This window comes from Luteococcus sp. H91, from assembly GCF_038433135.1.
GTDB lineage: Bacteria > Actinomycetota > Actinomycetes > Propionibacteriales > Propionibacteriaceae > Luteococcus.
In genome coordinates this window covers 85,000-110,025 of the sequence record NZ_JBCDMV010000006.1, presented here as the reverse complement: position 1 = coordinate 110,025, position 25,026 = coordinate 85,000, and the positions used below count along the sequence as shown (strand labels likewise).

The 25,026-nt window shown below is 68.5% G+C and carries 25 protein-coding genes; 15 read left to right on the top strand and 10 right to left on the bottom strand.

The window, feature by feature from the left end; all coding sequences use genetic code 11:
* Positions 1-203 precede the first annotated feature (203 nt).
* The 3 genes from ctaC to AAEX57_RS04575 are packed head-to-tail and all read left to right on the top strand — an operon-like array spanning position 204 to position 3,192.
* Positions 204-1,070 (top strand): aa3-type cytochrome oxidase subunit II, encoded by an 867-nt coding sequence (gene ctaC, locus AAEX57_RS04585; protein WP_446721065.1) that lies wholly within the window; start codon positions 204-206, stop codon positions 1,068-1,070.
* 59 nt (positions 1,071-1,129) lie between these two features.
* Positions 1,130-2,794, top strand: a complete 1,665-nt coding sequence (gene ctaD / locus AAEX57_RS04580; RefSeq protein WP_342091022.1) for an aa3-type cytochrome oxidase subunit I — start codon at positions 1,130-1,132, stop codon at positions 2,792-2,794.
* On the top strand, positions 2,791-3,192 hold the full coding sequence (locus tag AAEX57_RS04575) for a cytochrome c oxidase subunit 4 (RefSeq protein WP_342090925.1): 402 nt from the start codon (positions 2,791-2,793) through the stop codon (positions 3,190-3,192). Before ctaD ends, AAEX57_RS04575 begins: the two co-directional genes overlap by 4 nt.
* A gap of 85 nt (positions 3,193-3,277) precedes the next feature.
* On the opposite strand, the gene AAEX57_RS04570 is transcribed toward AAEX57_RS04575, so the two are convergent.
* The 3 genes from AAEX57_RS04570 to AAEX57_RS04560 are packed head-to-tail and all read right to left on the bottom strand — an operon-like array spanning position 3,278 to position 6,222.
* Positions 3,278-4,738 (bottom strand): GuaB1 family IMP dehydrogenase-related protein, encoded by a 1,461-nt coding sequence (locus AAEX57_RS04570; protein ID WP_342090926.1) that lies wholly within the window; start codon positions 4,736-4,738, stop codon positions 3,278-3,280.
* Between the two features lie 27 nt (positions 4,739-4,765).
* Entirely contained in the window at positions 4,766-5,803 is a 1,038-nt protein-coding gene (gene trpD / locus AAEX57_RS04565; protein WP_342090927.1) for an anthranilate phosphoribosyltransferase, read from the bottom strand.
* Positions 5,803-6,222, bottom strand: a complete 420-nt coding sequence (locus AAEX57_RS04560) for a response regulator (protein WP_342090928.1) — start codon at positions 6,220-6,222, stop codon at positions 5,803-5,805. The genes trpD and AAEX57_RS04560 overlap by 1 nt, the downstream gene beginning before the upstream one ends.
* Positions 6,223-6,403: 181 nt before the next feature.
* On the opposite strand from AAEX57_RS04560, the gene ctaE reads away from it, so the two are divergent.
* Genes ctaE through qcrB form a run of 4 tightly spaced genes read left to right on the top strand, consistent with a single transcriptional unit; the run spans position 6,404 to position 10,675 of the window.
* Complete coding sequence (ctaE, locus tag AAEX57_RS04555; RefSeq protein WP_446721376.1) at positions 6,404-7,114, top strand: aa3-type cytochrome oxidase subunit III; 711 nt, start codon at positions 6,404-6,406, stop codon at positions 7,112-7,114.
* 26 nt (positions 7,115-7,140) lie between these two features.
* On the top strand, positions 7,141-7,947 hold the full coding sequence (qcrC, locus tag AAEX57_RS04550) for a cytochrome bc1 complex diheme cytochrome c subunit (protein ID WP_342090930.1): 807 nt from the start codon (positions 7,141-7,143) through the stop codon (positions 7,945-7,947).
* Positions 7,914-9,017: a cytochrome bc1 complex Rieske iron-sulfur subunit gene (gene qcrA, locus AAEX57_RS04545; protein WP_446721066.1), complete on the top strand. Its 1,104-nt coding sequence runs from the start codon at positions 7,914-7,916 to the stop codon at positions 9,015-9,017. The genes qcrC and qcrA overlap by 34 nt, the downstream gene beginning before the upstream one ends.
* On the top strand, positions 9,017-10,675 hold the full coding sequence (gene qcrB / locus AAEX57_RS04540; protein WP_342090932.1) for a cytochrome bc1 complex cytochrome b subunit: 1,659 nt from the start codon (positions 9,017-9,019) through the stop codon (positions 10,673-10,675). The genes qcrA and qcrB overlap by 1 nt, the downstream gene beginning before the upstream one ends.
* Positions 10,676-10,782: 107 nt before the next feature.
* Here qcrB and AAEX57_RS04535 read toward each other — a convergent pair whose 3' ends face one another.
* The 3 genes from AAEX57_RS04535 to AAEX57_RS04525 all read right to left on the bottom strand — a co-directional run bounded on the left by AAEX57_RS04535 (position 10,783) and on the right by AAEX57_RS04525 (position 13,158).
* The gene (locus AAEX57_RS04535) at positions 10,783-11,469 is read right to left on the bottom strand and encodes a leader peptidase (prepilin peptidase)/N-methyltransferase (protein WP_342090933.1); all 687 of its coding nucleotides are present in this window, start codon (positions 11,467-11,469) and stop codon (positions 10,783-10,785) included.
* Positions 11,466-11,951, bottom strand: coding sequence for a hypothetical protein (locus AAEX57_RS04530; RefSeq protein WP_342090934.1), 486 nt, complete (start codon positions 11,949-11,951; stop codon positions 11,466-11,468). Before AAEX57_RS04530 ends, AAEX57_RS04535 begins: the two co-directional genes overlap by 4 nt.
* Before the next feature lie 253 nt (positions 11,952-12,204).
* The gene (locus AAEX57_RS04525) at positions 12,205-13,158 is read right to left on the bottom strand and encodes a sunset domain-containing protein (RefSeq protein ID WP_342090935.1); all 954 of its coding nucleotides are present in this window, start codon (positions 13,156-13,158) and stop codon (positions 12,205-12,207) included.
* 191 nt (positions 13,159-13,349) lie between these two features.
* On the opposite strand from AAEX57_RS04525, the gene AAEX57_RS04520 reads away from it, so the two are divergent.
* Together AAEX57_RS04520 and AAEX57_RS04515 are read left to right on the top strand one after the other, a co-directional pair.
* Complete coding sequence (locus AAEX57_RS04520; RefSeq protein WP_342090936.1) at positions 13,350-13,862, top strand: peptidylprolyl isomerase; 513 nt, start codon at positions 13,350-13,352, stop codon at positions 13,860-13,862.
* An 89-nt stretch (positions 13,863-13,951) separates the two neighbouring features.
* On the top strand, positions 13,952-14,227 hold the full coding sequence (locus AAEX57_RS04515; protein WP_342090937.1) for an Lrp/AsnC family transcriptional regulator: 276 nt from the start codon (positions 13,952-13,954) through the stop codon (positions 14,225-14,227).
* Here AAEX57_RS04515 and AAEX57_RS04510 read toward each other — a convergent pair.
* Positions 14,186-15,970 (bottom strand): DEDD exonuclease domain-containing protein, encoded by a 1,785-nt coding sequence (locus AAEX57_RS04510; RefSeq protein ID WP_342090938.1) that lies wholly within the window; start codon positions 15,968-15,970, stop codon positions 14,186-14,188. The two genes, AAEX57_RS04515 and AAEX57_RS04510, sit on opposite strands and share 42 nt — an antisense overlap.
* A gap of 176 nt (positions 15,971-16,146) precedes the next feature.
* Here AAEX57_RS04510 and AAEX57_RS04505 point away from each other — a divergent pair, with 176 nt between their 5' ends.
* Entirely contained in the window at positions 16,147-17,322 is a 1,176-nt protein-coding gene (locus AAEX57_RS04505; RefSeq protein ID WP_342090939.1) for a C40 family peptidase, read from the top strand.
* 4 nt (positions 17,323-17,326) lie between these two features.
* A complete protein-coding gene (locus AAEX57_RS04500; protein ID WP_342090940.1) occupies positions 17,327-18,373 on the top strand; it encodes an ROK family glucokinase in 1,047 nt (348 codons plus the stop codon).
* A gap of 9 nt (positions 18,374-18,382) precedes the next feature.
* On the opposite strand, the gene AAEX57_RS04495 is transcribed toward AAEX57_RS04500, so the two are convergent.
* Together AAEX57_RS04495 and AAEX57_RS04490 are read right to left on the bottom strand one after the other, a co-directional pair.
* Positions 18,383-18,754 (bottom strand): hypothetical protein, encoded by a 372-nt coding sequence (locus AAEX57_RS04495; protein WP_342090941.1) that lies wholly within the window; start codon positions 18,752-18,754, stop codon positions 18,383-18,385.
* Positions 18,751-19,521: an alpha/beta hydrolase gene (locus tag AAEX57_RS04490; RefSeq protein ID WP_342090942.1), complete on the bottom strand. Its 771-nt coding sequence runs from the start codon at positions 19,519-19,521 to the stop codon at positions 18,751-18,753. The genes AAEX57_RS04495 and AAEX57_RS04490 overlap by 4 nt, the downstream gene beginning before the upstream one ends.
* 110 nt (positions 19,522-19,631) lie before the next feature.
* Between AAEX57_RS04490 and AAEX57_RS04485 the strand changes: the two genes are divergently transcribed.
* Genes AAEX57_RS04485 through AAEX57_RS04475 form a run of 3 tightly spaced genes read left to right on the top strand, consistent with a single transcriptional unit; the run spans position 19,632 to position 22,440 of the window.
* The gene (locus tag AAEX57_RS04485) at positions 19,632-20,639 is read left to right on the top strand and encodes a lysophospholipid acyltransferase family protein (RefSeq protein ID WP_342090943.1); all 1,008 of its coding nucleotides are present in this window, start codon (positions 19,632-19,634) and stop codon (positions 20,637-20,639) included.
* Positions 20,636-21,781: a MacS family sensor histidine kinase gene (gene macS / locus AAEX57_RS04480; RefSeq protein WP_342090944.1), complete on the top strand. Its 1,146-nt coding sequence runs from the start codon at positions 20,636-20,638 to the stop codon at positions 21,779-21,781. The genes AAEX57_RS04485 and macS overlap by 4 nt, the downstream gene beginning before the upstream one ends.
* The gene (locus tag AAEX57_RS04475; RefSeq protein WP_446721067.1) at positions 21,778-22,440 is read left to right on the top strand and encodes a response regulator; all 663 of its coding nucleotides are present in this window, start codon (positions 21,778-21,780) and stop codon (positions 22,438-22,440) included. Before macS ends, AAEX57_RS04475 begins: the two co-directional genes overlap by 4 nt.
* 9 nt (positions 22,441-22,449) lie before the next feature.
* Here AAEX57_RS04475 and AAEX57_RS04470 read toward each other — a convergent pair whose 3' ends face one another.
* Positions 22,450-23,490: a hypothetical protein gene (locus AAEX57_RS04470; protein WP_342090945.1), complete on the bottom strand. Its 1,041-nt coding sequence runs from the start codon at positions 23,488-23,490 to the stop codon at positions 22,450-22,452.
* A 98-nt stretch (positions 23,491-23,588) separates the two neighbouring features.
* Here AAEX57_RS04470 and AAEX57_RS04465 point away from each other — a divergent pair, with 98 nt between their 5' ends.
* The gene (locus AAEX57_RS04465) at positions 23,589-25,004 is read left to right on the top strand and encodes a class II 3-deoxy-7-phosphoheptulonate synthase (protein WP_342090946.1); all 1,416 of its coding nucleotides are present in this window, start codon (positions 23,589-23,591) and stop codon (positions 25,002-25,004) included.
* The last annotated feature ends 22 nt before the right edge of the window (positions 25,005-25,026 follow it).

Genomic DNA, 25,026 nt, shown 5'->3' with positions numbered 1-25,026 from the left:
CAATTCATGAACCAATTCGGCCGTCCCGTCGCATAGAACAGATGCGACGGGACGGTCTGTTTTGGGTTAGTCTTTGGGCGAACTAGCCACGGGCCGCCGCATGCGCTTGTGCCGACGACGGTCCGGCTGGGGAAGTGCATCAGCGGGGGCCAGTGGCCCCACTCCCTGTCAGGGGAGCCGGACACAGTTGGAAGGGCATTGACGTGGGTCTTGAACTCAACGGATGGCGCCGCAGGTCGACGAAGGCTGCGAGCCTCGCTCTGGGCAGTGCGCTGCTCCTGGGACTGGCCGGCTGCAGCACGGATCCTGGCCGGGGGCAGTGGTCCCGGGTCGGCATGGTGGAGCCCGCCTCCGACCGTGCCCCGTTCATGGGTGACCTGTGGATCGGTGCCTGGATCGCCTGCGCAGTGATCGGCGCCCTGGTCTGGGGCCTGATCTTCTACTCGATGGTCAAGTTCCGTCGCCGCGAGAACAACCAGGTTCCGCAGCAGGTCCGTTACCACGTGCCGCTCGAGGTGCTCTACACCATCGTCCCCTTCCTGATCATCATCGTGCTCTTCTTCTACACGGTGAAGGCCCAGAACCGGGTGCTCGCCAAGGATGAGCCGGCCCACACCATCAACGTGGTGGGCCAGAAGTGGTCCTGGACCTTCAACTACATGGAGAAGGACAACCAGCAGATCGGTGCCATCGCCCACGAGAGCGGCACGATCGAGAAGATCCCGGACCTGTACGTGCCGGTGAACAAGCCGATCCGCTTCAACCTGACGTCGGCCGACGTCATCCACTCCTTCTGGGTTCCCGCCTGGTACTTCAAGCTCGACGTGATCCCCGGCAAGCCGAACTCCTTCGACGTCACGCCCACCAAGACCGGCACCTTCGACGGCAAGTGCGCCGAGCTGTGTGGCACCTACCACGCCGCGATGCTGTTCACCGTGCACGTGGTCTCGGAGGAGGAGTACAACGCCTATGTCAAGGGTCTGGTCGCCAAGGGCCAGACTGGTGAGCTGGCGGGTCCGTCGGCCGCCTCCGCCCTCCCGTCCGCTCCCGCCAAGGAGGAAGAGAAGTGACCACCCTTACGCGCACCACGGGCGCCCCGGCCGTTCAGGTTCGGCGCCGTGAGCATTCCATGGGCAAGCTGTTCATGGACTACTTCACCACCACCGACCACAAGAAGATCGGCCGGCTGTACTTCATCACCAGCTTCATCTTCTTCGGCATCGGCGGCCTGATGGCGCTCGCCATCCGCGCCGAGCTGGCCAGCCCGGGCATGCAGTACATGACCCATGAGACCTTCAACCAGATGTTCACGATGCACGGCACGATCATGCTGCTGATGTTCGCGACGCCCCTGTTTGCCGGTTTCGCCAACTACCTGGTCCCGCTGCAGATCGGCGCCCCCGACGTCGCCTTCCCGCGACTGAACATGTTCGCCTACTGGATCTACCTGTTCGGCTCGCTGATGGCCTGTTCCGGCTTCCTGACCCCGGATGGCGCCGCCTCCTTCGGTTGGTTCGCCTACGCACCGCTGTCCAATGCGCTGAACTCTCCCGGCGTCGGCGGTGACCTGTGGATCATGGGCCTCTACCTGCTGGGCCTGAGCTCCATCCTCGGTTCGGTGAACTTCATCACCACCATCATCAGCATGCGCGTCCCGGGCATGACCATGTTCCGGATGCCGATCTTCACCTGGAACATCCTGGTCACCTCCATCATGGTGATCGTGGTCTTCCCGGTGCTGGCCGCTGGCCTGCTGGTGCTGGCGAGCGACCGCGTGCTGGGCTCCCACATCCTCGACGCCTCCTCCGGCGGCCCGATCCTGTGGCAGCACCTGTTCTGGTTCTTCGGTCACCCCGAGGTCTACGTCATCGCGCTGCCCTTCTTCGGCATCATCACCGAGGTGCTGCCGGTCTTCAGCCGCAAGCCGGTCTTCGGCTACGTGGGCCTGGTCTTCGCCACCATCTCGATCGGCGCCCTGTCGGTGTCCGTGTGGGCCCACCACATGTTCGCCACCGGCGCGGTCTCGCTGCCCTTCTTCAGCTTCATGACCTTCACCATCGCGGTTCCCACCGGCGTGAAGTTCTTCAACTGGATCGGCACCATGTGGGGCGGATCGCTGAGCTTCGACATGCCCATGACCTGGGCCATCGGCTTCCTCACCACCTTCCTCTTCGGTGGCCTGACCGGCATCATCCTGGCCAGCCCGCCGATGGACTTCAACGTCACCGACTCCTACTTCGTGGTGGCCCACTTCCACTACGTGCTCTTCGGCACCGTGGTCTTCGCGATGTTCGCCGGCTACTACTTCTGGTGGCCGAAGATCACCGGCCACATGCTGGGCGAGGGTCTGGGCAAGGCGCACTTCTGGCTGTTGTTCATCGGCTTCCACACCACCTTCCTGGTGCAGCACTGGCTGGGTGTCGAGGGCATGCAGCGGCGTATCGCCGACTACCTGCCGGGCACCGGGTTCACCTTCCTGAACCAGGTCTCCACCTTCGGCTCGTTCCTGCTGGGTGTCTCCTTCATCCCCTTCCTGATCAACGTCTACCAGTCCTTCAAGACCCCCAAGGTCGAGGTCGACGATCCCTGGGGTTGGAGCCGCTCGATGGAGTGGGCCACCAGCTGCCCGCCGCCGCGGCACAACTTCAGCTCGCTGCCGCGCGTTCGTTCGCCCTACCCGGCCTTCGACGCCAACCACCCCGAACTGGCCGACCACGCGGACACCGGTCTGCAGGGCGTGATGGTGCGCGCCGAGTCCGCCGAAGCCAAGCAGAATGCAGGTGAGATCCGATGAAGGTTGAACGCAATATCTTCGGTTTCCTGGGCGTCTTCTACCTGGCCTGCGCCCTGGTCTACTTCTTCATCTTCGCGAAGCAGGAGTGGGTCGGCTTCTTCGTCCTCGCCTTGGCGGCGGCGATGTCGCTGATGATCGCCGGCTACCTGGCGGTGGTCGGCGCCAAGAACGATGCCCCGCTGTCGGACATCGAGGATGCCACCATCGCCGACGGCGCGGGCGCGCTGGGCTTCTTCCCGCCGCACAGCGTCTGGCCCTTCTGGGTGGCACTGGTCGCCTCGATGATGCTGCTCGGCCCGATCTTCGGCTGGTGGATCTCGATCCTCGCCTTCGGCGCCGGCATCTGGGCCGTCTCCGGCTGGGTCTTTGAGTACTACCGCGGTGACTACGCCCACTGAGGCCAGTCACCAGCGCAACAGCCATGGGCAAAGGCCCCGGACAGTCGTCCGGGGCCTTTGCCCATTCCCGGGGAGTTGGGGTCGCTCAGCTCCAGCTCTGGGCCAGGGGCCGGCCCTCGTCGTAGCCCGACGGGCTCTGCACCCCGACGACGGCCTTTTCCGAGAATTCGGCCAACGTGCGGGCACCCGCATAGGTGCACGCCGAGCGCACCCCGGAGGTGATCCAGTCCACCAGGTCCTCCACGCCCGGCCGGCAGGGGTCGAGGTACATCTTGGAGCTGGAAATCCCCTCCTCGAAGAGCGCGGCGCGGGCCCGGTCAAAGGCCGACTGCTGCCGGGTGCGGGACTTCACGGCGCGGGCGCTGGCCATCCCGAAGGACTCCTTGTACTGCCGGCCATGGGCGTCCGTCAGCAGGTCACCGGTGGACTCGTGGGTGCCGGCGAACCATGAACCCACCATCACACTGCCGGCACCCGCCGCCAGGGCCAGAGCCACGTCACGTGGGTGGCGCACCCCGCCGTCGGCCCAGACCGACCGACCGATTGATTGGGCGGCCTCGGCGCAGTCCAGCACGGCAGAGAACTGTGGGCGGCCGACGCCGGTCTGCATCCGGGTGGTGCACATCGCGCCGGGGCCGACGCCCACTTTGAGCACGTCGGCGCCCGCCTCGGCCAGGTCCAGCACCGCAGCGGGGGTGACCACATTGCCGGCCACCATCGGGATCCGGCGTCCGGTGGCGGCATGGTGCTCGTCGCGCACTGTCGCCACGGTGGCCAGGGCCTCCAGCATCTTCTCCTGGTGACCGTGGGCCGTGTCCAGCACCAGCACGTCCGCGCGGGCATCTAGCAGGGCCCTGGCCCGGCCTGCGACGTCGCCGTTGATCCCCACCGCGGTTCCCACCATCAGGGCACCGGAGGGGTCGACGGCGGGCTGGTAGAGGGCGGCGCGCAACGCACCCTTGCTGGTCATGATGCCCACCAGTTGCCCGTCGTCGGTCACGGCCAGGGCGACCTTCTGATGGTGGGCCGAGAGCGTGTCGAAGACGTCCTGTGGGCTGGTGTCGGGGTGGAGCAGGGTGAGGTCGGTGGTCATCACCTCGTGCACCTGGGCGAAGCGGTCCACGCCCAGCGCCTCGCTGGGGGAGACGATGCCCACCGGGGCGCCGTCCTCCACCACGATCACCACCCCGTGCGAGCGCTTGCCCACCAGGGCCATGGCCTCGCCGACGGTGGTCGTCGGGGTCACCCGGACGGGGGTGTCGAAGATGGTGTCGGCCGCCTTGACCCGGTCGATCGACTTCTGCACGAAGTCGGTCGGGATGTCCTGGGGCAGGATGGCGATCCCGCCTCGTCGGGCGATGGTCTCCGCCATCCGGCGTCCACTGATCGCGGTCATGTTGGCCACGACGAGCGGCAACGGCGTGCCGATCCCGTCGGTCGAGGTCAGGTCGACGTCGCGTCGGCTGGCCACCGAGGATCGGTTGGGTGCCATGAAGACATCGTTGTAGGTCAGGTCATAGCTGGGCTTGTCCGTCAGGAATCTCACGGAACCATCTTGCCAACACCGCCAGCGTCAGGCGTTCGTGGCCTCGACGAAGGTCTCCAGCAGCCGGGTGGCGGCGCCATCGTCCAGGGCCCGTGCCGCATCGCCCAGACAGCCGCTCATCTGCGGCGCCAGCTCCCGATTCAGGTCGATCCCGCGGTAGGCCAGCAGGGCGGCGGCGGCATTGGCCAGCACGATGTCTCGGACCGGGCCGGTCTGCCCGGCAAAGACGTCGCGGGCCACCTGGGCATTGTGCGCCGGCGGTCCGCCCACCAGGTCTTCCGGCTGGGCGGGGGAGAGCCCCAGTTCGGCGGGGTCCAGCACGGTGCGCACCACCCGGCCGTCCCCGATCAGCCAGACATCGCTGGTGGTCGTCGTGGTCAGCTCGTCCAGGCCGTCACCGCCATGGAAGACCATGCCGCGAGATCCCCGGGCCGCCAGCACACCGGCCATCAGCTCGGCCGCGCGCGAGTCGGCCACGCCGATCGCCTGTGCCACCGGACGTGCCGGATTGGTCAGCGGGCCCAACAGGTTGAAGGGCGTGCGGATGCCCAACTCCTTGCGCGGACCCGCGGCGAAACGCAGCGACGGATGGTACAAGGGCGCGAACAGGAAGACGATCCCGGCCTGCTGCAGCACCTCGGCCTGACGGGTGGGGGAGACCTCCAGCTTCACGCCGAGCGCCTCCAGACAGTCGGCGGTACCGCACATCGACGACGCGGCCCGGTTGCCGTGCTTGACCACCCGGGCCCCGGCCGCGGCGGCCGTCAGCGCCGCCATGGTGGAGACATTCACCGTATTGGCCCGGTCGCCGCCGGAGCCGACGATGTCGACAGCCTCCGTCGCCAGGTCAATCGGGGTGGCGCGTGCCGTCATCGCGTCGGCCAGGCCCCGCAATTCCTCCACCGTCTCGCCCTTGGCCCGCAGGGCGACGGCGAAGCCGGCGATGTGCACCGGGGAGGCATTGCCGGTGAGGATCTCGTCCATCGCCCAAGAGGTCTCCTGTGCACTCAGGTGACGTCCCTCGACGAGACCGGTGAGCAGGTTGGGCCAGGTGGGCGAGCCCATCAGACGGCGGTGGACATCCGCTTGCGAGCCACCTCGGCAACCGTGTTCGGCAGCCGGATCGGATCGATCGGCAGCGGCACGATGGCGTCGGCATTGGACCAGGTCGCCAGCCATGCGTCGGCCACCCGGGCCACCAGCAGCACGATCGGCGGGCAGTCGGGCAGCTCGTCCTTGAACTGGCGGCTCAGCCCCATTCCGCCCAACGGCACGGCTTCGGCATCCAGAATCAACAGGTCGAAAGCACCCTTGGTGACGGCCTTCTGCGCCGCCGGGGCGGTGGCGGTCTCGAAGATCTCGATCTCGGGCAGGTCCTTGGCGATGCGGCGGCCCAGGGCCAGCCGGACGTTGTCGCGCGTGCTGCGGTCGTCGGAGTACAGCAGCACCTTCAGCGTGCGCTCGCCGTGATTCTCGTCGCTCATCGGTGATCCTTGTTCCCTCGTCGAGCAGGTTGGGGCTGCTCGCGGCAGCCGGTCTTTGGCTGCATGCTACCGCGCCCCGTCGACGACGGCGGCACGCCCTTGTGGATGGCGGATTGGGGCCAATCGGTCCATGGCTGGCTTTCGACGTGCCAAATGTAGTTTTTGAGGCAATAATGCTCCCGTGGCTACTTCACCGCATGCGACCAGCGCCGTTTCTGCCAAGCCAGTGGGGGCAGTGCACCCCATTGCCCCTTCGCGCCTGCACGCGCCCAAGGGTCGTCCCGACATGGTTCCGCTCGGAACCTGGGTCTGGCTGGCCTCCGAGCTCATGTTCTTCGCGGCACTGTTCGCCGCGTACTTCATGATTCGTGAGTTCACCACGGGCAACACGCCGGCGGGGCAGGAGAACCTGTTCGCGGCCAACTCGCACCACCTGGACAAGACCTTCGCGGCGATCAACACCAGCATCCTGGTGCTCTCCTCGGTGGCCTGCCAGCTGGGTGTGATGGCAGCCGAGCACGGCAAGGTGAAGCGCTCCGGCGGCCCGTTGAGCATCTTCAAGTGGGGCATGCGTGAGTGGTACATCCTGACCTTCATCATGGGCTCGGTCTTCGTGGCCGGTCAGATCTGGGAGTACGCCAACCTGTTCAGCGAGGGCTTCTTCATCAGCACCAATGCCTACTGGTCCGCCTTCTTCCTTGCCACCGGCTTCCACGGTCTGCACGTCTTCGGTGGCCTGTTGGCCTTCCTCTTCGTGCTCGGGCGCACCTACCTGGCCCGCACCTTCACCCACGAGCAGGCCGTCAGCGCGATGGTGATCAGCTACTACTGGCACTTCGTCGACGTGATCTGGATCATCCTGTTCGCGGTCATCTACCTGCTTCCCAACTAATCCACCCGTACAGAGAGGCGATCGACGTGCGATTCCTGTCCTCGCGGCGCAGGCACCCAGCGGCAAAGCCGCTGACCCTGCTGCTCGCCCTGTTCCTGATGGGCGCCGTGTACGCGGTGGTCACCCCCGCTCCGCAGTCCGCTGCCGACGGCAACACCAATCCGCAGGTGGTGCAGGGCAAGGGGCTCTACGACGTCACCTGCTCGTCCTGCCACGGTCTGAACGGTGAAGGCTCCAGCCAGGCCCCGTCGCTGATCGGCGTCGGTGCCGCCGCGGTGGACTTCCAGATGGGCACCCGTCGCATGCCCATGGCCAAGCCGGCCGCCCAGGCCCCGCGGGACAGCGCGCCGCAGTACTCGGAGTCCGAGATCGCCGCGATCGGCGCCTATGTCGCCTCGCTCGGTGCCGGCCCCGCCGTCCCGGAGGAGAGCAAGTACTCCCCGGCCGGCCTGACCGACGAGCAGATCGCCCGCGGTGGCGAGCTCTTCCGCACCAACTGCTCCGCCTGCCACAACATCGAGGGTCGCGGTGGCGCACTGCCCAGCGGTGCCTACGCTCCGAAACTGCAGGGTGTCGCGTCTAAGCACATCTACGAGGCTCTGCGCACCGGCCCGCAGCAGATGCCGCTGTTCAGTGAGGGCGCCCTGTCCGATCAGGACGTCAAGGAGATCATCGGTTACCTGGCCGCCACCGAGCAGCAGCCGCAGCATGGCGGTCTCGCGCTGGGCGGCATCGGCCCGGTCGCCGAGGGCTTCTGGGGCTGGATCCTGGGGATCGGTTCGCTGGTGCTCGTCGCCGTGTGGCTCGCAAAGAAGGGGGCTCGTGCCCGATGAAGTCGACAGAACTTGAGACGATGGATCAGGTGGCCTACCACCCGATCGCCGATCCCGGTGTGGAGGAGCACGTCGAGCGCTACACGGACGTGGAGCCCGCGGCTGCCGCCCGGGTGGTGCGGCAGATCGTCATGATGCTGGCCCTGTCCATGCTGTGCTCGATCCTGTTCGTGGTGATCTACTTCGCCATCCCGCGTGACGAGATCCTGCGCTTCGGCCCCATCCACAGCAATGCGCAGACCACGCTGCTCGGCCTGACCGGAGGGCTCGCCGTCCTGCTGATCGGCTTCTCCTGCATCCACTGGGCCAAGCAGCTGATGAACGACGAAGAGGCCATCGACGTCCGGCACCCGATCGCCTCCAGCGAGGAGGACCACGCCGAACTCGCCGAGTCCTGGGGCGCTGGCGTCGAGGATTCCGGCATCGGTCGTCGCAAGATCATCGGCGGCATGCTCGCCGGTGCCGCCGGCCTGGTGGCCGTCCCCGCCGTGGTCACCCTGGCCGACATGGGCCCGCACCCGGGCAAGGGCACCCGCGCCGCCACCATCGAGAAGACGGTGTGGGCCGAGGGCGTCAAGCTGGTCAACGACATCACCTACAAGCCGATCAAGGCGTCGGACATGGAGATCGGCCAGCTGGTCAACGCCGAGCCCGACGTGCTCGAGCACCTGATGCACGAGGACCCGGTGGAGTACAACAAGGCGAAGGCCAAGGCCGCGCTGATCATCGTCCGGATGGATCCGAGCTCGATCAAGGTTCCCGAGAGCCGCAAGGACTGGCAGGTCAACGGCATCCTGGCCTACTCCAAGATCTGCACCCACGTGGGTTGCCCGATCTCGCTGTGGGAGCAGAAGTCGCACCACCTGCTGTGCCCCTGCCACCAGTCGACCTTCGACCTGGGCGACTCCGGTGTGGTGGTCTTCGGACCCGCCGCCCGCGCGCTGCCTCAGCTGCCGATCACCACGGACGCGGAGGGCAACCTGGTTGCCCGCAGCGACTTCACCGTTCCGACCGGCCCCAGCTACTTCGAGCGCGACTCGCGCAAGGACTTCAAGAAGGGTGACAACTGATGGCCCGCCCCGCCGACGTTGCCGGCAATTCCGATTCCCTCGAACCGCGGACGCCGACCGGTGCCAGCGTCGCCGCCAAGCGTGGCGGTGCCTACACCTGGTTCGACGACCGGCTCGGCTTCGCCCGCCTGGGCAAGCACAACCTGCGCAAGATCTTCCCCGACCACTGGAGCTTCCTGCTCGGCGAGATCGTGCTCTACTCGTTCATCGTCTGCCTGCTGACCGGCATCTTCCTCACCATCTGGTTCAAGCCGTCGATGGCCGAGGTGGAGTACCACGGGTCCTATGCCTTGCTGCGGGGCGTTCCGATGTCCGAGGCGATGGCCTCGACTCTCGCGCTGAGCTTCGACATCCGCGGTGGCCTGCTGGTTCGCCAGGTCCACCACTGGGCGGCCATCCTGTTCGTCGCGGGTGGCGTGGCCCACATGTTGCGCGTCTTCTTCACCGGTGCCTACCGCAAGCCGCGTGAGCTGAACTGGCTGATCGGTGTTGGTCTGATGGCGCTGAGCCTGATCGAGGGCTTCGCCGGCTACTCACTGCCCGACGACCTGCTCTCCGGCACCGGCCTGCGCTTCGTCGACGGCCTGATCCGTTCGATCCCGCTGATCGGCACCTGGGCCGAGTTCTTCGTCTTCGGCGGCGAGTTCCCGGGCACCGCGATCATCCCGCGGCTCTACATGGCGCACATCCTGCTGATCCCGGCCATCCTGCTGGGCCTGGTGGCGGCTCACATGAGCATGATCGTCTACCACAAGCACACCCAATACCCCGGCCCGGGCCGGACCGAGCAGAATGTGGTGGGCTTCCCGCTCTTCCCCGTCTACATGGCAAAGGCCGGCGGCTTCTTCTTCGTCGTCTTCGGTGTGTCGGTGCTGATGGGCGCCCTGATGCAGATCAATCCGGTCTGGAAGTTCGGCCCCTACAACCCGGCACAGGTCACCGCCGGTTCGCAGCCCGACTGGTACATGGGCTGGGTCGAGGGTGCCATCCGCATCATCCCGAACTGGGAGAGCCACATCGGTGGCACCACCTGGAGTTGGAACATCTTCCTGCCCGGTGTGGGCCTGATGGGCATCCTGTTCACCGGTCTGGCGCTGTGGCCCTTCGTCGAGCAGTGGATCACCGGTGACAAGGACGAGCACCACCTGCTGGATCGTCCGCGCAATGCCCCGACTCGCACCGCGCTGGGCGTGGCCGGCATGACCTGGTACGCGATGTTCTGGCTGGGCGGCGGCAATGACATCATCGCCACCACCTTCAGCATCAGCCTGAATGCCATCACCTACTTCCTGCGGGCGGCCGTCCTCATCGCCCCGATCATCGCCTTCCTGATCACCAAGCGGATCTGCCTCTCGCTGCAGCGACGCGACGCCGAGCGGGTGCTGCACGGCTCGGAGAGCGGCATCATCGTGCGCAATCCCGACGGTGGCTACTCCGAGGCGCACGCACCGATCAGCGAGGACGAGGCCTTCACCCTCACCCAGCACAAGCAGTACGACATGGTCGAGGCGGGCGACGAAGGCGCTGGCAAGTGGCGGGCTCGTGGCAGCCGCTTCCTGGTGGGTGACGAGATCGCCAAGCCGACCGCGGGCGAGATCGAGGATTCGCACCACCACGACGACCACGACGACGACGTCCCCGCGCTGCCCAGCCACTGAGGCAGCACCGGACCTGACTGGTCAACGCAGAGCAAAGGGCTGGAGCCCCGGGCAAACCGGGGCTCCAGCCCGTTTTCGTCGTCGTCGAGGCCGTGTTCGTGCCGATCTCAGGTGAGCAAGAGCGCGGGCCACAGACCGAGCCAGAGGCTGGGGCCATAGGGGAAGACCGTGCCCAGCGGGTGCGGGTGGCGGCGCCGCCACAGCGTGGTGGTCACCCCCCACAGCGCGCCGATCGTGGTTCCGCACAACAGGGCCAGGTACCAGGCCTGCCAGGAGTCGTTGGCGGCGGCCACTGCCACCAGGGGCGCCAGTCGGACGTCGCCGAAGCCGAGCCCGGCGCCGAGCCGCCAGACCGCCCAGAAAATCGCGAGGCTCACCAGGCCGGCGACCAGCCAGCGGATCAGCAGGGCAGGGCGTTGCGGACCGGCCGGAAACAGCTCCGCGACCATGGCGAGCCCGGCGAGCAGCCAGCACAGCTGAGTGAGACGCAAGGGCAGGTAGGTGGTGAGCGCATCCACCAGCACCAGGGCGGCGGTGGGGCCGGCCAGCACCAGCAGCAGCGGCCAGGACCCGACGGGCTGACCACCGGTGAGCGCCCCGGCTCCGGCACCGAGGACGCCGGCCGCGGCGAGGTTCTGGGGGGTCGCCAGCGCGCGGTAGGGCGGTTTGGCCCAGGCCTGGTCTGGGCCCTCATCCCGGGCGGGCTCGGGCAGCCGTGGTACCAGCAGGCCCATCACCGCGATGGCGGACCCCGCTGCCACCAGCGCCCCCAGCAACGGCGCGACGGGAGTCATGCGGCCCGGTCGGGCAGGGAGGTCGGTCGGCGGCGGGCTGCGCCCGGTACCTCGTCGAGCTCGTCGATCAGCGCGAGCATCCGCAGGAGCGTGAGCCGGGAGCAGCGCACGACGGCGCCGGAGGCGAGTTGTTGCACCTGCGACGGGGTGACTCCCGCCCGGTGAGCGATGGTGAGCGCGTCCATGCCACCATCCTGCAACTCCCGCAGGCGCCTCGACAGCGTCCGGCAGCCGACCAGCTCGGTGGACAGACCGGCCAGATCCTCCGGGCTGACGGCGATCAACCGTCGCGCGTCCTCCACCCGGATCCGGTGGCGTCCCGGCGGCGCCAGGGCCAGGCGTCGAGCCAACGGGATCGGCAGGCCGATCGCGAGGGCCAGCACGCGCCACGGGAGGCCGGTCTGCTCGAGGATCAGCTGGAAGTGGGCCCGGAAGGGTGCGGAGGTCACCCATTGTTGCTTGATCTGCACGGTCGTCGACATCGGGTTCTCCTCGGCTGGTGGGGTGGCTTGTCCCAGCCTTGCCCTCGTCGGGGGCAAAGACCATCCCCTGGCGGGGACGGACAACAAATGGACAACACTCGGACAACACCTGGGCGAGTGCCCAAGAGTGCCGGAGGAGGTGCGGGGTGCCGGAGGTGGCGCGACGCGCGAACCCCGCCGGGTGAACGCAGCGGTGCCCGCTCCCCAGAAGGGGAACGGGCACCGCGTGGACCTGCGGGCGCTGCTCAGCCGGTCAACGCTGGGCGCGGGTGAAACCAGCCTTCTCGGCGGCCTCCACGGAGTTGAACCACACGTCGGAGATGGTCCGCTCGTAGCTGTCCGAGCCGGCGGTGTGGAACTTCATCGAGCGCTCATTGCCCTTGACGTCGTAGCCGCTCGGCGGCTCGTCACCGACGTAGGATCCCTCGCCGTACTCGTTGAGCACGTTGAGGCTCTCCGCGACGGACTCCGCACCGTCGACCGGACCGCCCTCGGCGCTCATCTGCTCCTGCGGGTTCGGCTCGCTGTCCACGTCGGGCTGGGCCGAGACGGGGGACTCCACCTCGGCGCCGTCCAGGGTCTCGTCGGCGCCGGCCGGGCGATCCTCGGCAACATAGGCGGTGCTGGGCTCGTGGGCGGTCCACGCGTCGTCCTTGCTGGCCAGGAACTGGCGGACGGCGACGGTGGCGGCGGCCAGCAGGGTACCGGCGGCGGCAACCTTGGCGACGGTTCCGCCGACGTTGCGCTTCTTCTTCTCCGGCAGCTCCAGCTCACCCTTCAGGGCGGCCCTGGCAGCGGCGCTGCGCTTGCTGGCCTCGCTGACGGCGGGGTGGTTCTCGGCCTGGTGCAGCAACTCCATCAGCTGTGGCACCAGCTCCTCCTGAACCTTGGCTCGGGCCTGGTCGGCGGCGGGCTGCACCTTCTCGGCAACCGTGTCCAGATGCGGCTGCAGCTGCTCCTTCTTGGCGGCGCCCACGGCGGCGGCCGTGGCGGCCAGCGGGGCGACCTTCGTAGCGGCGGTGTGCTTGGCCTGCTCGGCCAGGGGCGCCACATGCTCACCGGCATTGCGCCGGGCGTTGTCGGCAGCCTTGACGGCCTGACCAAGGACCGGGTTGGTGACTCCCAGAACCTGCTCCACGAGCTGAACGGCGCGGTCGACGGCCGTACGATCCTCTGCGGCGGCCTCGTGCTTGGTCTTTCGGGTCACGTTTCCTCCGATGTTCGTTGATAGGGCTCGTGATCGAGCACCGCCACCACGCTACCCGGCCGGGGAGCCGCAGAACACGAAATCGGCGGTGGCTCCACCAACAGCGAACAGCTGGGGGTGCCTGCGCGAGCGCCCGACCGGATAGTCTCGAGCAGACGGCCCACACGGGCCCGGCAACGAGAGGACACCCAGTGGCATCCACTGCAACCCTGCACACCAACCACGGCGACATCGTGATCGAGCTGTTCGCCGACCAGGCTCCCGAGACGGTTGAGAACTTCGTCGGCCTGGCCGACGGCACCAAGGAGTACCTGGATCCGAAGACCGGCGAGAAGACCACCGGCAAGTTCTACGACGGCCTGGGCTTCCACCGCGTGATCGACGGTTTCATGATCCAGGGCGGCTGCCCGCTGGGCACCGGCACCGGCGGCCCCGGCTACCAGTTCAAGGACGAATTCCACCCCGAGCTGGTCTTCAACAAGCCGTACCTGCTGGCGATGGCCAATGCCGGCCCCGGCACCAACGGCTCGCAGTTCTTCATCACCGTCGCGCCCACCCCGCACCTCAATCGTCGCCACACCATCTTTGGAGAGGTCACCGACGAGGCCAGCAAGAAGGTCGTCGACGAGATCGCCCAGGTTCCCACCGGCCGGATGGACCGCCCGGTCGAGCCCGTCGTGATCGAGTCCGTCGAGATCGCCTGACGAAGACCACGTAGCAGCACCGTTCGCGGGCCGTCGACCTCCGGGTCGGCGGCCCGCGGCGCATCCCGTCCGTGCCCTAGGATCGAGCCATGATCACCGCCATTTCCTTCGTCAAGGCCGACGTTGCCCGCATCCCCGAGGTTGCCCAGGAGATCGCCTCCCTGGAGGGGATCAGCGAGGTCTACTCGGTCACCGGCGCGATCGACCTGATCGTGATGGTCCGGGTACGCGACACCGATGCCGTTGCCGAGGTGGTGGCCGACCACCTCAACAAGGTGCCCGGCGTGCTGGAGACCGAGACCCACATCGCCTTCCGCACCTATTCACCGCACGACCTCGAGGCAGCCTTCTCCCTGGGGCTGTGAGGCGCCGCGCTCCGAGCCGAGGGATTCCGGGCCGACCAGCTCGGGCAGCCGCAGTGCGTCGCGCGGACCCAGATGGATCGGCCAGCTCCACTCCCCGTCCAGCTCCATCAGCCGTACCCCCGGGCGTTCCAGCCAGGCGGCCAGCAGTTCGCACTCCTCGATCGTGGCCGCCGGCATTCCCGCTCGCGGCGGCAGCACCGTCTCCGCGGCGGCGACGGCCTCCCGCGCCACCCGCTGCGCCACCTCGCCGGGGGCGCTGAGCGCGGCGGCCGCCAACCGGCCGTACCGCAGGACGTGGATCTGCCAACCACCCGAGTCATCGCGCAGCGCGGCCACGATCTGCGGACAGCGAGCCACGGACCCGAAGCGCTGGCCCCGCATGGTGGCCCTGAGGTACTGCCGCAAGCGGCCGGAGACCACCTCTGCCTCCTCGAAGCGTTCCTGTTCGGCCAGCCGGACCAGTCTTGCGGTGACCGTCTGCACCACCGGCCGGACGTCGCTGCTGAGCGCCCGCCGGACCCGCTCCACCAGTTCCGGATAGGCCTCGGCACCAGCGCCCAGTTCACAGGGCGCCATGCAGCGCGACATCTCGGCCAGCGCGCAGGACTGGCTGGGGGAGCGAAGGGAGAGCCGTTTGGTGCACTGCCGCAGCGCGAAGGCGTCGTGGAGCGCCAGGACCGCCTCGTCGGCAGTCTGTCGGTTGCCGAAGGGGCCCCAGTACTGGCAGTCGTCATCCAACACCCGTCGCACCACCGAGAGGCGGGGGAAGGCCTCCCGGGTGAGCTTGACCCACAGCAGGCGATCCTGGTTGCGGGACCGCCGGTTGTAGCGCGGATGGTGCGCCCGGATCAGCCGGAGCTCCCGCACCTCGGCCTCCAGCGGGGTGGCGCAGACATGCGCCTCCACCCCGGTGGCCACCCGCACCATCTCCTCCATCCGGCCGCGCTTCTCGCTGGCGGTGAAGTAGCTGCGCACTCGGGTGCGGATGTTCTTGCTCTTGCCGACGTAGAGGATCTCCCGGCGGGTGCCGTCGGACTCCTGGTGGTCCGCGTAGAAGCAGTACACCCCCGGGGCGGTGGGCAGGTCCTTGGCCCAGACCCGCTTGGCGCGTCGCTGGGGAGAGACCCGACGCGTGAACTCCAGCAGATCCTCCAGACTGTCCACGCCCAGGTTGCCGATCCGCTCCAGCAGGCCGTGCAGCACGTCGACGGTGGCCCGGGCATCCGACAGCGCCCGGTGGTTGGGGATCGTCGTGGCCCGGAAGTGGGCGGCCAGGGTGCCCAGCTTGCAGTTCGCCACCTCGTCGCGCAGCAGCACCTGCCGGGCCAACGCCACGGTGTCCACCACCGTGTTGCCGGGCCAGGGCGTGCCCTGGGCCGCGCAGGCCCGCTTGAGGAAGCCGATGTCGAAGCCGGCGTTGTGGGCCACCAGTACGCATCCCCGGCTGAACTCCAGGAAGCTGGGCAGCACCTGCTCGATCCGCGGCTGACCGGCCACCATGGCGTCGGTGATCCCGGTGAGCACGGCCACCACCCCGGGGATGTGCCCGCCCGGGTTCACCAGCGTCTGGAATTCGCCCAGGATCTCGCCACCGCGCACTTTGACGGCGCCAATCTCGGTGATGGCGCTGTCCTCGGCGCCCCCGGTGGTCTCCAGATCCACCACCACGAAGGTGACATCGAACAGCGGCGTCCCCAGATCCTCGAAGCTGGGCTGGTGGGCGCGATAGGCGGCGGTCGTCATGCCCCAGACGGTAGACAGCGGCACTGACATTTTTTCGGATCGGGTTCTCCTGGGGCCGCAGGCGACCAAGCTGAGGGGCAGGTGACGTCGTACGGGTAAGTTGGTCAACTGTTTGGAGGTGATCGGTGAGCCATCTAGACTTCGGGGTAGCCGGGAGCGGCGACGACGGGAGACCCATGAGGAGCACAATCAGGCGGGCGCTTGCTGCGCTGGCCGTGTCCGGCATCCTGGCCGGTGGTCTGGTGCCCACCGCCTCCGCCGATCCCGACGCCGTGCGCAAGGCCCAAGAGCAGTTGGCAAAGATCGAGGCAGAGGCTTCCGCGATGGATGCCCGTTACATCCAGCTGCAGGCCCAGTTGGACGACGCCACCACCGCGCTGGCGACGGCTGACAAGGACTTGGCCAGGCAGCAGACCAAGGTCAGCACCCTGAGCAGGAATCTGGGTCAGTTCGCCATGCTGCGCTACCAGACCAGCGGCGTCGACGTCACGACCAAGTTGCTGACCAGCGACGACGAGGCCGACTTCCTCAACCAGCTCGCCTCCATCCAGCGGGTCACCGATCGTGCCAACAAGCAGGTGCAGCGGCTGCAACTGGCCCAGGCCGATCTGGCCGCAACCAGGCAGACGGCTGCCACCACCCGCAAGAAGATCGCCGCCGACAAGGCCGAACAGGCCACGGTGGCCGAGGCCTATCACCGCAAGGAGGCGGAGGCGAAGGCGGTGCTGGACAAGCTCACCGCCGAGGAGAAGGCGCGGTTGGCCGAGATCGAGCGCAAGAAGGAGGCCGAGCGCAAGGCGAAGGCCGAGGCCGCCATCAAGGAGGCCCAGGAGCGCCAGCGCCAGGCCGAACAGGAAGAGGCCGACCGGGAGGCGGAACGGGCGGCCGCCGAGGCCAGCGCACAGGCCGCAGCGTCGGCTTCCGCCAGCGAGTCTGCGTCGGCTTCCGCCACGGCCAGCGAGCCCAGCCAGCCGAACAAGTCCACCACCACGGGTGGCTCCTCGGGGCGTGCCTCGGGAGCGGTCAGCTATGCGCTGGGCCAGGTGGGCAAGTCCTATGTGATGGGGGCCACCGGCCCGAGCTCCTACGACTGCTCCGGGCTGATGCTCAAGGCCTGGAATTCCGCGGGCGTATCCCTGCCGCGCACCTCGCAGGACCAGTACGGCGCGGGCAAGGCGGTCCCGACGTCGGAACTGCAACCCGGTGACCTGGTCTTCTACTACTCCGGCATCACCCACGTGGGGATGTACCTCGGTAAGGGGATGATCGTGCACGCGGCCAATCCGAGCTCCGGGGTGAAGGTGTCCTCGCTCAACTCCATGCCGCTGATGGGGGCCAGACGAGTAGGCTGACCGCGTGTTGAGCATTGGGATCGACATTGGCGGCACCAAGGTTGCTGCCGGAGTGGTCGATGAGCAGGGTCAGGTCTTGCGCCGGTTGCAACGCCCCACGCCGTCGCGCAGCCCGGAGGCGGTGGAGGATGCCATCGTCGAGGTGGTGGAGGATCTGGCCGGCAGCCATGACGTGGGTGCGGTTGGGATTGGCGCCGCCGGCTGGGTGGACACCGATCAGGCCGTCGTGCGTTTCTCGCCGCACCTGGCCTGGCGCAATGAACCGCTCAAGGCGCGGCTGAACCAGCGGATCGACCTGCCGGTGATCGTCGACAATGACGCGAATGCGGCGGCCTGGGCCGAATTCCGCTACGGCGCGGGCCGCGACGCCCGGGTGATGATCTGCCTCACCCTGGGCACCGGCATCGGTGGCGCCGTGGTGATCAATGGCAAGCTCTTCCGCGGCCGCTATGGCATGGCCGGCGAGTTCGGTCACATGGGGGTGGTGCCCGACGGGCACTGGTGCCCCTGCGGCAACCGGGGCTGCTGGGAGCAGTACGCGTCGGGCAATTCGCTGGTGCGCGACGCCAAGGCGCTGCTGCGGGAGCACTCGCCGCGGGCGCAGGCCCTGCTGGAGCGGGTCGACGGCGACATCGACGCCCTGGTGGGCCCGGACGTCACCGCCGCCGCGATGGACGGAGACCCGATGGCCACCGAGTTGATCGCCGACGTCGGCACCTGGCTGGGTCGCGGGATCGCGGACCTGGCCGCCGCCCTTGACCCCGACCTGTTCGTGATCGGCGGCGGCGTCAGCGCCGCCGGGGACCTGCTGCTGCAACCCGCGCAGCAGGCCTTCGACCGCACCCTGACCGGCCGTGGCTTCCGCCCGCCGGCCCGGCTGGTGGTCGCCGAATTCCGCAATGACGCGGGCCTGGTGGGCGCCGCGGATCTGGCGCGGCACTCGATCGACGAGCCGCCGGGCGTGGCGCGCGGCTTCTGGCCGCGGCGCCGCCGCAAGCGTCGGCCCTTGGGGGAGCGGTTGCGGGAGTTGACCGGCCCCACCCAGCTCTGAGGTGCGGGCTCAGACCCGGGCGCCGTCGTCGTCGGGGTCCCGGGGGTGCCGAGGAAGGTTGGCGAAGAGCAGCACCAGACCGGCGACGAAGCTGGCGACCGCCCAACCTCCCAGGTGCCGCCAGGGGGCGCCGAAGAGCCAGCCCAGAGCCACCACCACGGCAAAACCGAGCAGTATGGTGCAGGCCAGCCAGACCCCCGTCGGCATCTTCCAGCGCGGAGTGGGGGGCACGAAGGGTTCATCCGGCTCGTCCGGTTCCACCTCGTCCATCGCCTGGGTCAGGTTGAACGGTTCGATCGGCAGCTTCTTGGCCGGTTGACCGAACTCCGCCGCCATGATCTGCTCGAAGCGGGCGTGGGTCTCGTCGTCGCGGGTGCTCACTGCTGCGCCCCTCCCATCGACGTGCCCCGGTGCGCCTCGACGAAGGCCAGGCTGCGCTGCTGGATCAGGTCGGCATCGTGGTCCAGGGTGGCGACGTGGTGGCTGCGTTCCAGCACCACCCGTTCCAGCCGGGGCAGCGTTTCGGCCAGGATCCGGGCGGAGGCGCCGTCGACGCAGTGGTCCACCCGGGAGGTGAACAGCAGCACGTCGCAATCCACCTCGGACAGGTCACGGACCACTTCTCGCCACAGCAGGGTCATGGAGTGGGCGGCATGCAGCGGGGTGCGCGGGTAGGCGTGCTCGTCGACGCCCGGCTTGGCGATGTCGTTGCCGATGGCGGCCAGGCTGGCCTTGAGGTGCTGCACGGTGCCCAGGGCGGCGAAGCTGCGATCGTCGGTGCCGATCGCCGGGTTCACCAACACCAGGCCGGCCACCGGGTGGTTCTCGGCCAGCCGCAGCGCCAGCGCCCCGCCCATCGACAGACCGACGACGAAGACCTGGCGGCACTCCCGGGCCAGCGCCAGGAAGCTGCGTTCCACGTGGTGGTACCAGTCGGTCCAGTTGGTGAGTTGCAACTCGCGCCAGTCGGTGCCGTGGCCGGGCAGCCGGGGCAGCTCGACCCGGAGCCCGGCGTCGGCCAGGAACTCCGCCAAGGGTCGCATCGAGGCTGGTGAACCGGTGAAGCCGTGGCAAAGCAGCACCCCGGCCGGGCCGGCCGGGCCGCCGCTCCAGGGCTGGGCATGAGGGTCGATGGTGGCGCACTTCACGGGTGCAGCCTATGCGCTCCGGCAACGCCACCCCAGCGGCCGGCAGATCGACCGATCCGACACGCGGCAGGCAGGGCAGGATCGGTCGGAGATTCCCTAGGGTGGGGAACATGAGCAGGACGCAGGAGGAGCCGATCACACCGGAACCCATCACACCAGAACCCATCACACCAGGGCCGGCCACGGTGGGATCCGCCGTGGAGAAGACCAGGGCCGCCTTGGCCGCCGCCTCGGAAGCGGTGCGGCCGCAGGTGGAGGGCGAGGATCTGGTGCCCACCACTGGCCCCGCCATCCTGGTCTTCAACCATGTCGCCCCGGTGGACCGGCTCGGGCTCAGGCTCGGCGGCCGCAAGGTGCACTTCGTCACCAGAGCGGGTCGGCAACCGTGGTCGCGGGTGCTGGCCAGTCGGGCCGTGCCCAGCCGCACCGAGCAGGTGCGGGAGGGACAGGCGATTCTGGACCGTGGTGACCTGCTGGGGATCTTCCCGGAGGGTGGCAGTTCCCCCGATGGTCGGCTCTACCGCGGCGACGTCGCCGTCGCCTGCCTGGCCCTGGAGAACACCGCCCCGGTCATCCCGGTCGCGGTGCTGCCCCAGACATCGCTGCTGGCCCGCTCGGTGGCACCGACGCTGGTGGTGGGGGCGCCGGTTGACCTGGCGCGCTTCTCGTCCGTCCCCGACGACGAGCAGGCGCTGCAGGCCGCGACCGACCTGGTGATGTACTCGCTGCTGGAGATGACCGGGCAGACCTACATGGACGTGCCGGTGGCCCAGCGTCGGGAGCAACTGGAGGCGGAACGCCGCACCAACAGCGCCGCGGCCAAGGCGGCGGCCAAGGCCCGTCGAGCCAAGGAACGGGCCGAGGCGCAGCAGCGGATCGCCGACCGGCAGGCCGAGGCGGCGGAGCTGGACCGGATCCAGGTCGATGCCTCCCGGGCGGCCCGGGAGCATGCCCGCAAGTTGGCCGCCGAGCAGGAGGCCCGACGCCGAGGGGTACGCGCCACGCGCCAGAGCACCCACCAGCCCGCCGAGCCGCGGGACGTGCGTCGGCCCCTGCAGACCGATCCCTGCTACGTCGACCCGTCGGAAGTGACCGACAAGATGGAGCGCATCGAGTGAGGGCCAGCGTCCGGCCGGACAACGACGTCCTGCACCCGGTCTACGCCGTCACCAATCGGTTGCGCTGGGTGCTGCTGGCGCATGCCCTGATGGTCAATGCGTTGCGCCTGGACGAGGTTGTCCATCCGGGCGCCCTGCTGCTGGCCTGCCTGGTGATGCTGGTCTGGACCCCGCTGATCGGCCGTTGGCAGTCCAGGCAGGCCACCCGCACGGCCCAGGTGATGCTGGCCGACTTCCTGGTCACGGTGCTGCTGGTGCTCAGCTCCCGCTGGATCCTGGGCCGTGATGCCCTGATGGCCAGCTACCTGGCCGTGCCGGTCTTCTGGATGGCCGCGGCCCCGCTGGTGCTGGCGGTGCGCCGCGGGGGCTGGTGGGGGCTGGGCAGTGCGGTGGCGCTCAGCCTGGGGAAGTTCGTCCAGGAACCCCGGCCGGATTCCCGGATCTGGGCGTCGGCGGTGATCATGGGGCTCTGCGCCTGGGGCCTGGGCTGCATCGTGGACACGCTGCGCGAGTCGATGAAGGACCGCGACGCCCACCATGCCCGGCTGGCGGCGCTGGCCGAACGCGACCGACTGAACCGGATCGTGCACGACGGTGCGCTGCAGGTGCTGGCGCTGGTGGAACGCGAGGGGCCCGAGCTGGGCCCCAAGGGTCAACACCTGGCGCAAGTGGCCCGGCAGCAGGAGACCCTGCTGCGAAGGTTGCTGCAGGATCGTGATGTGGAGCTTCCCACCGGCGTCCAGCCGAGCCAGACCGACGTCGCGGCCCTGCTGGAGACCCACGCCAGCGACACCGTCACCGTCTCCGTGATGGCCGGTGAGGCCCCGATCGATGCGGCCCGGGCCGTCGAGCTGGATGCCGCGGTCAGCGAGGTGTTGCTGAACGTCGCCAAGCATGCCGGTCCGCAGGCAAAGGCCTGGGTGCTGCTGGAGATGGAGGGCGACCAGCTGATCATCTCGCTGCGCGACAACGGGGTCGGGATGAGCCGGGAGCAGGTGGAGGTGGCCTCCACCACCGGCCGGATGGGCATCCACGACTCCATCATGGGGCGGATCGGTGACATCGGGGGCGTGGCCGTGGCCCGTTCGCAACCGGGGCGTGGTGTGGAATGGGAGTTCCGGATTCCGATGGAGGCACAGTGACGACGACCGCCCGACGACGCGTGATGCTGGTGGACGACCACCCGATGTGGATCGACGCGCTCTCCGAGGACCTGATCGGGGAGGGCTTCGAGATCGTCGCCGTCGCCAACAACGGCGACCAGTGCCTGCGACGGGCCCGTGCCACCCGCCCCGACGTGATCGTGATGGACCTGCGGATTCCCGAACCCGACGGCGCCACCTGCACCGAGGTGCTGCTGCGGGAATTCCCCGACACCCAGGTGCTGGTGGTCTCCGCCTCCGGTGAGCGCGACGACGTGCTACGCGCTGTGAAGGCCGGTGCCAAGGGCTACCTGGTGAAGTCCGCCTCCCGCGCCGAGCTGGTGGAGGGGGTGCTGCGCACCGCCGAGGGTGACGCCGTCTTCACCCCCGGGCTGGCCGGGCTGGTGCTGGGGGAGTTCCGCCGGATGGCCACCGTCGCACAGCAGCGCAACGAGGCCACCCCGCAGCTGACCGCCCGGGAGATCGACGTGCTGCGGCGGGTGGCCAAGGGGATGGCCTACCGGGAGATCGCCGAGGAACTGTTCGTCAGCCACCGCACCGTGCAGAACCATGTGCAGAATGTGCTGCGCAAACTGCAACTGCACAATCGCGTCGAGCTCACCCTCTATGCCATCGAGCAGGGCTTCGGCGAGGGCTGAGCCGGCAGCCTAGTGGGGCGGTTGGGGCATCTGGGGCGACGGGCGGCTCCATTCGGGACGGATGTCCAGCCACCGGGCCCATACTTGCTCGGCCATTGGCTGGTAGGCCGAGAGCGGGGGCAGTGTCAGAGGGCGGAACCAGCCGTCAACGCATTCCTGCAGCAGGCCCGCGAGGTCGTCGGCGCTCTCGCAGCAGAAGATCTCATCGGCGACGATCTCGGCCTCGTTCGCATACTCGTCGGCGGGGGCCTCGGGCCCGACGCCGGCCGGGTCGAGCTCGCGCAGACCTGCAGTGAGCAGGTCGGTCACTTCCTGGGTTTCAGGGACTCGTTCGGGCAGGCTGGACTTCCGGTGCCAGCGGAAGCCCATCAGCGACGGGGGCCTGACCGAGCGATCATTGGTGATCCAGCGGCACTCCCATTCGCGTGGGTCGGTGGCCAGTAGAGCGGTCATCTCGTCCGCCATCCGCGCGGGATCGCTGGATTCCGGGACGTCGAGGAAGGCCTGGTAGTGGCGACCGTCCTCCTCGGTAAGGGTGAGGCCGACGGTGAACTGGCCCCGGCCGTCGGTGCCGGCGTAGTCGAGCGTCAGTCGGTCGGCGGCCAGGCTCGTCGGCAACTGGGCGCGCAGCAGACGCTCGGCGGTGTCGCCGGGCAGCTCCCAGGAGTGGTCGGCCAGGTGGTGGGCGATCTCGGCGTCGTACGCGGCGGCCTCGAAGGCAGGGTCCTGCAGCGGGGGAGTCTTGCCGGTGAAGTGCCAGCGGACGAGGTCGCCGTCGCGGCGGATCGTGACGTCGGTGGAAGCACACCCGTATTCGCCGCAGCCGCAGCGCGCGAAGGGCACGGTGATTGGCTCGTCCGGTGCGGTCCAGCGGTGGCGGCCGTCCCGCACGACCTGCTCGACGGAGATGCCCATTCCAGCGGCCTGGCGGGTGACTTCCTGCCCGTCGATGGTGACCTCGACGACCGGATCGAAGAAGCCGGGGCTCCACCCGCGTTCATGCTGGACGGTGCGCAAGGAGAGGGTGTTCACGGCGGTGCGTTCGTTCATCTGATGGGCGCCTTTTGGCGGCAGCGCCGGGCCATCATCGGCGGGGCGTGGTGCCCCGCGGTGTCCACCAGACTACGCCTGATGGGACCGGGCGGGAAATGTCTGGGTCTGCGGCTATCCTGAGCCGCATGTCTGCCGTGCCTTCACGAGATCACCTCCGCGACCTCCCCCAGATCCAGCAGCCGACCTATGACGACCCGGCAGAACTTGCGTCGGTGCTCGGCACGCTCGGCAAGCTGCCGCCGCTGGTCTTTGCCGGTGAGTGCGACGAGCTGCGTGAGAAGCTGGCCGAGGTGGCCGAGGGGCGCGCCTTCCTGCTGCAGGGCGGCGACTGTGCCGAGACCTTCGACACCGTCACCGGCGACAACGTGAAGGGCAAACTGCGGGTGCTGCTGAGCATGGCCGTGGTGATGACCTATGCCGGCCAGCTGCCGATCGTGAAGGTGGGCCGGATCGCCGGCCAGTACGCCAAGCCGCGCAGCAAGGACACCGAGACCCGCGGGGATGTCACCCTGCCCACCTACCGCGGCGATGCCGTCAACGGCTTCGAGTTCACCGCGGAAGCCCGGCGGCACGATCCGCAGCGCCTGCTGCGGGTCTACAACGCGTCGGCCGCCACGCTCAACCTGGTGCGGGCCTTCGTCAAGGGCGGCTTCGCCGACCTGCGCACCATCCACTCCTGGAATGCCGACTTCGTGCGCAATTCCAATGTGGAGACCCGTTATGAGGAGCTGGCCGACGAGATCGAGCGCGCCCTGGCCTTCATGGTGACCTGCGGCGTCAGCGACTCGTCGCTGTCCGACGTCGACTTCTACGCCTCCCACGAGGCGCTGCTGCTGGACTACGAGCACGCCATGACCCGGATCGACTCGCGCTCCCAGCTGCCCTACGACACGTCGGGTCACATGATCTGGATCGGGGAGCGCACCCGCCAGCTGGACGGCGCCCACGTGGAGCTGCTGCGGCATGTGCAGAACCCGATCGGGATCAAGCTCGGCCCCACAAGCACTCCCGAGGACGCGCTGGCGCTGGCTGACGCGCTGGATCCCGACCGCATTCCCGGCCGGATCACCTTCATCACCCGGATGGGCGCCGCCAATGTGCGGGAGAAGCTGCCGCCCCTGGTCAAGGCGATCCAGGATTCGGGCCGCAAGGTGGTCTGGGTCTGCGACCCGATGCACGGCAACACCTTCGAGGCCGCCAATGGCTACAAGACCCGCTCCTACTCCGACGTCGTCGAGGAGCTCAACGGCTTCTTCGACGTCCACGACGAGCTGGGCACCTGGCCCGGTGGTGTGCACATCGAGCTGACCGGCGACGATGTCACCGAATGCCTCGGCGGCGCCTTCGAACTGGCCGAGGGTGATCTGGCCAACCGCTACGAGACCACCTGTGACCCGCGGTTGAACCGCAACCAGTCGCTCGAGCTGGCCTTCATGGTGGCCGAGCGGTTGAGCGACGGACGGATCAAGCGGCCCAACCTGATCGACGAATTCCGCAACCTGGACTTCTGACGGTCCCCGAGCACAACCCAAC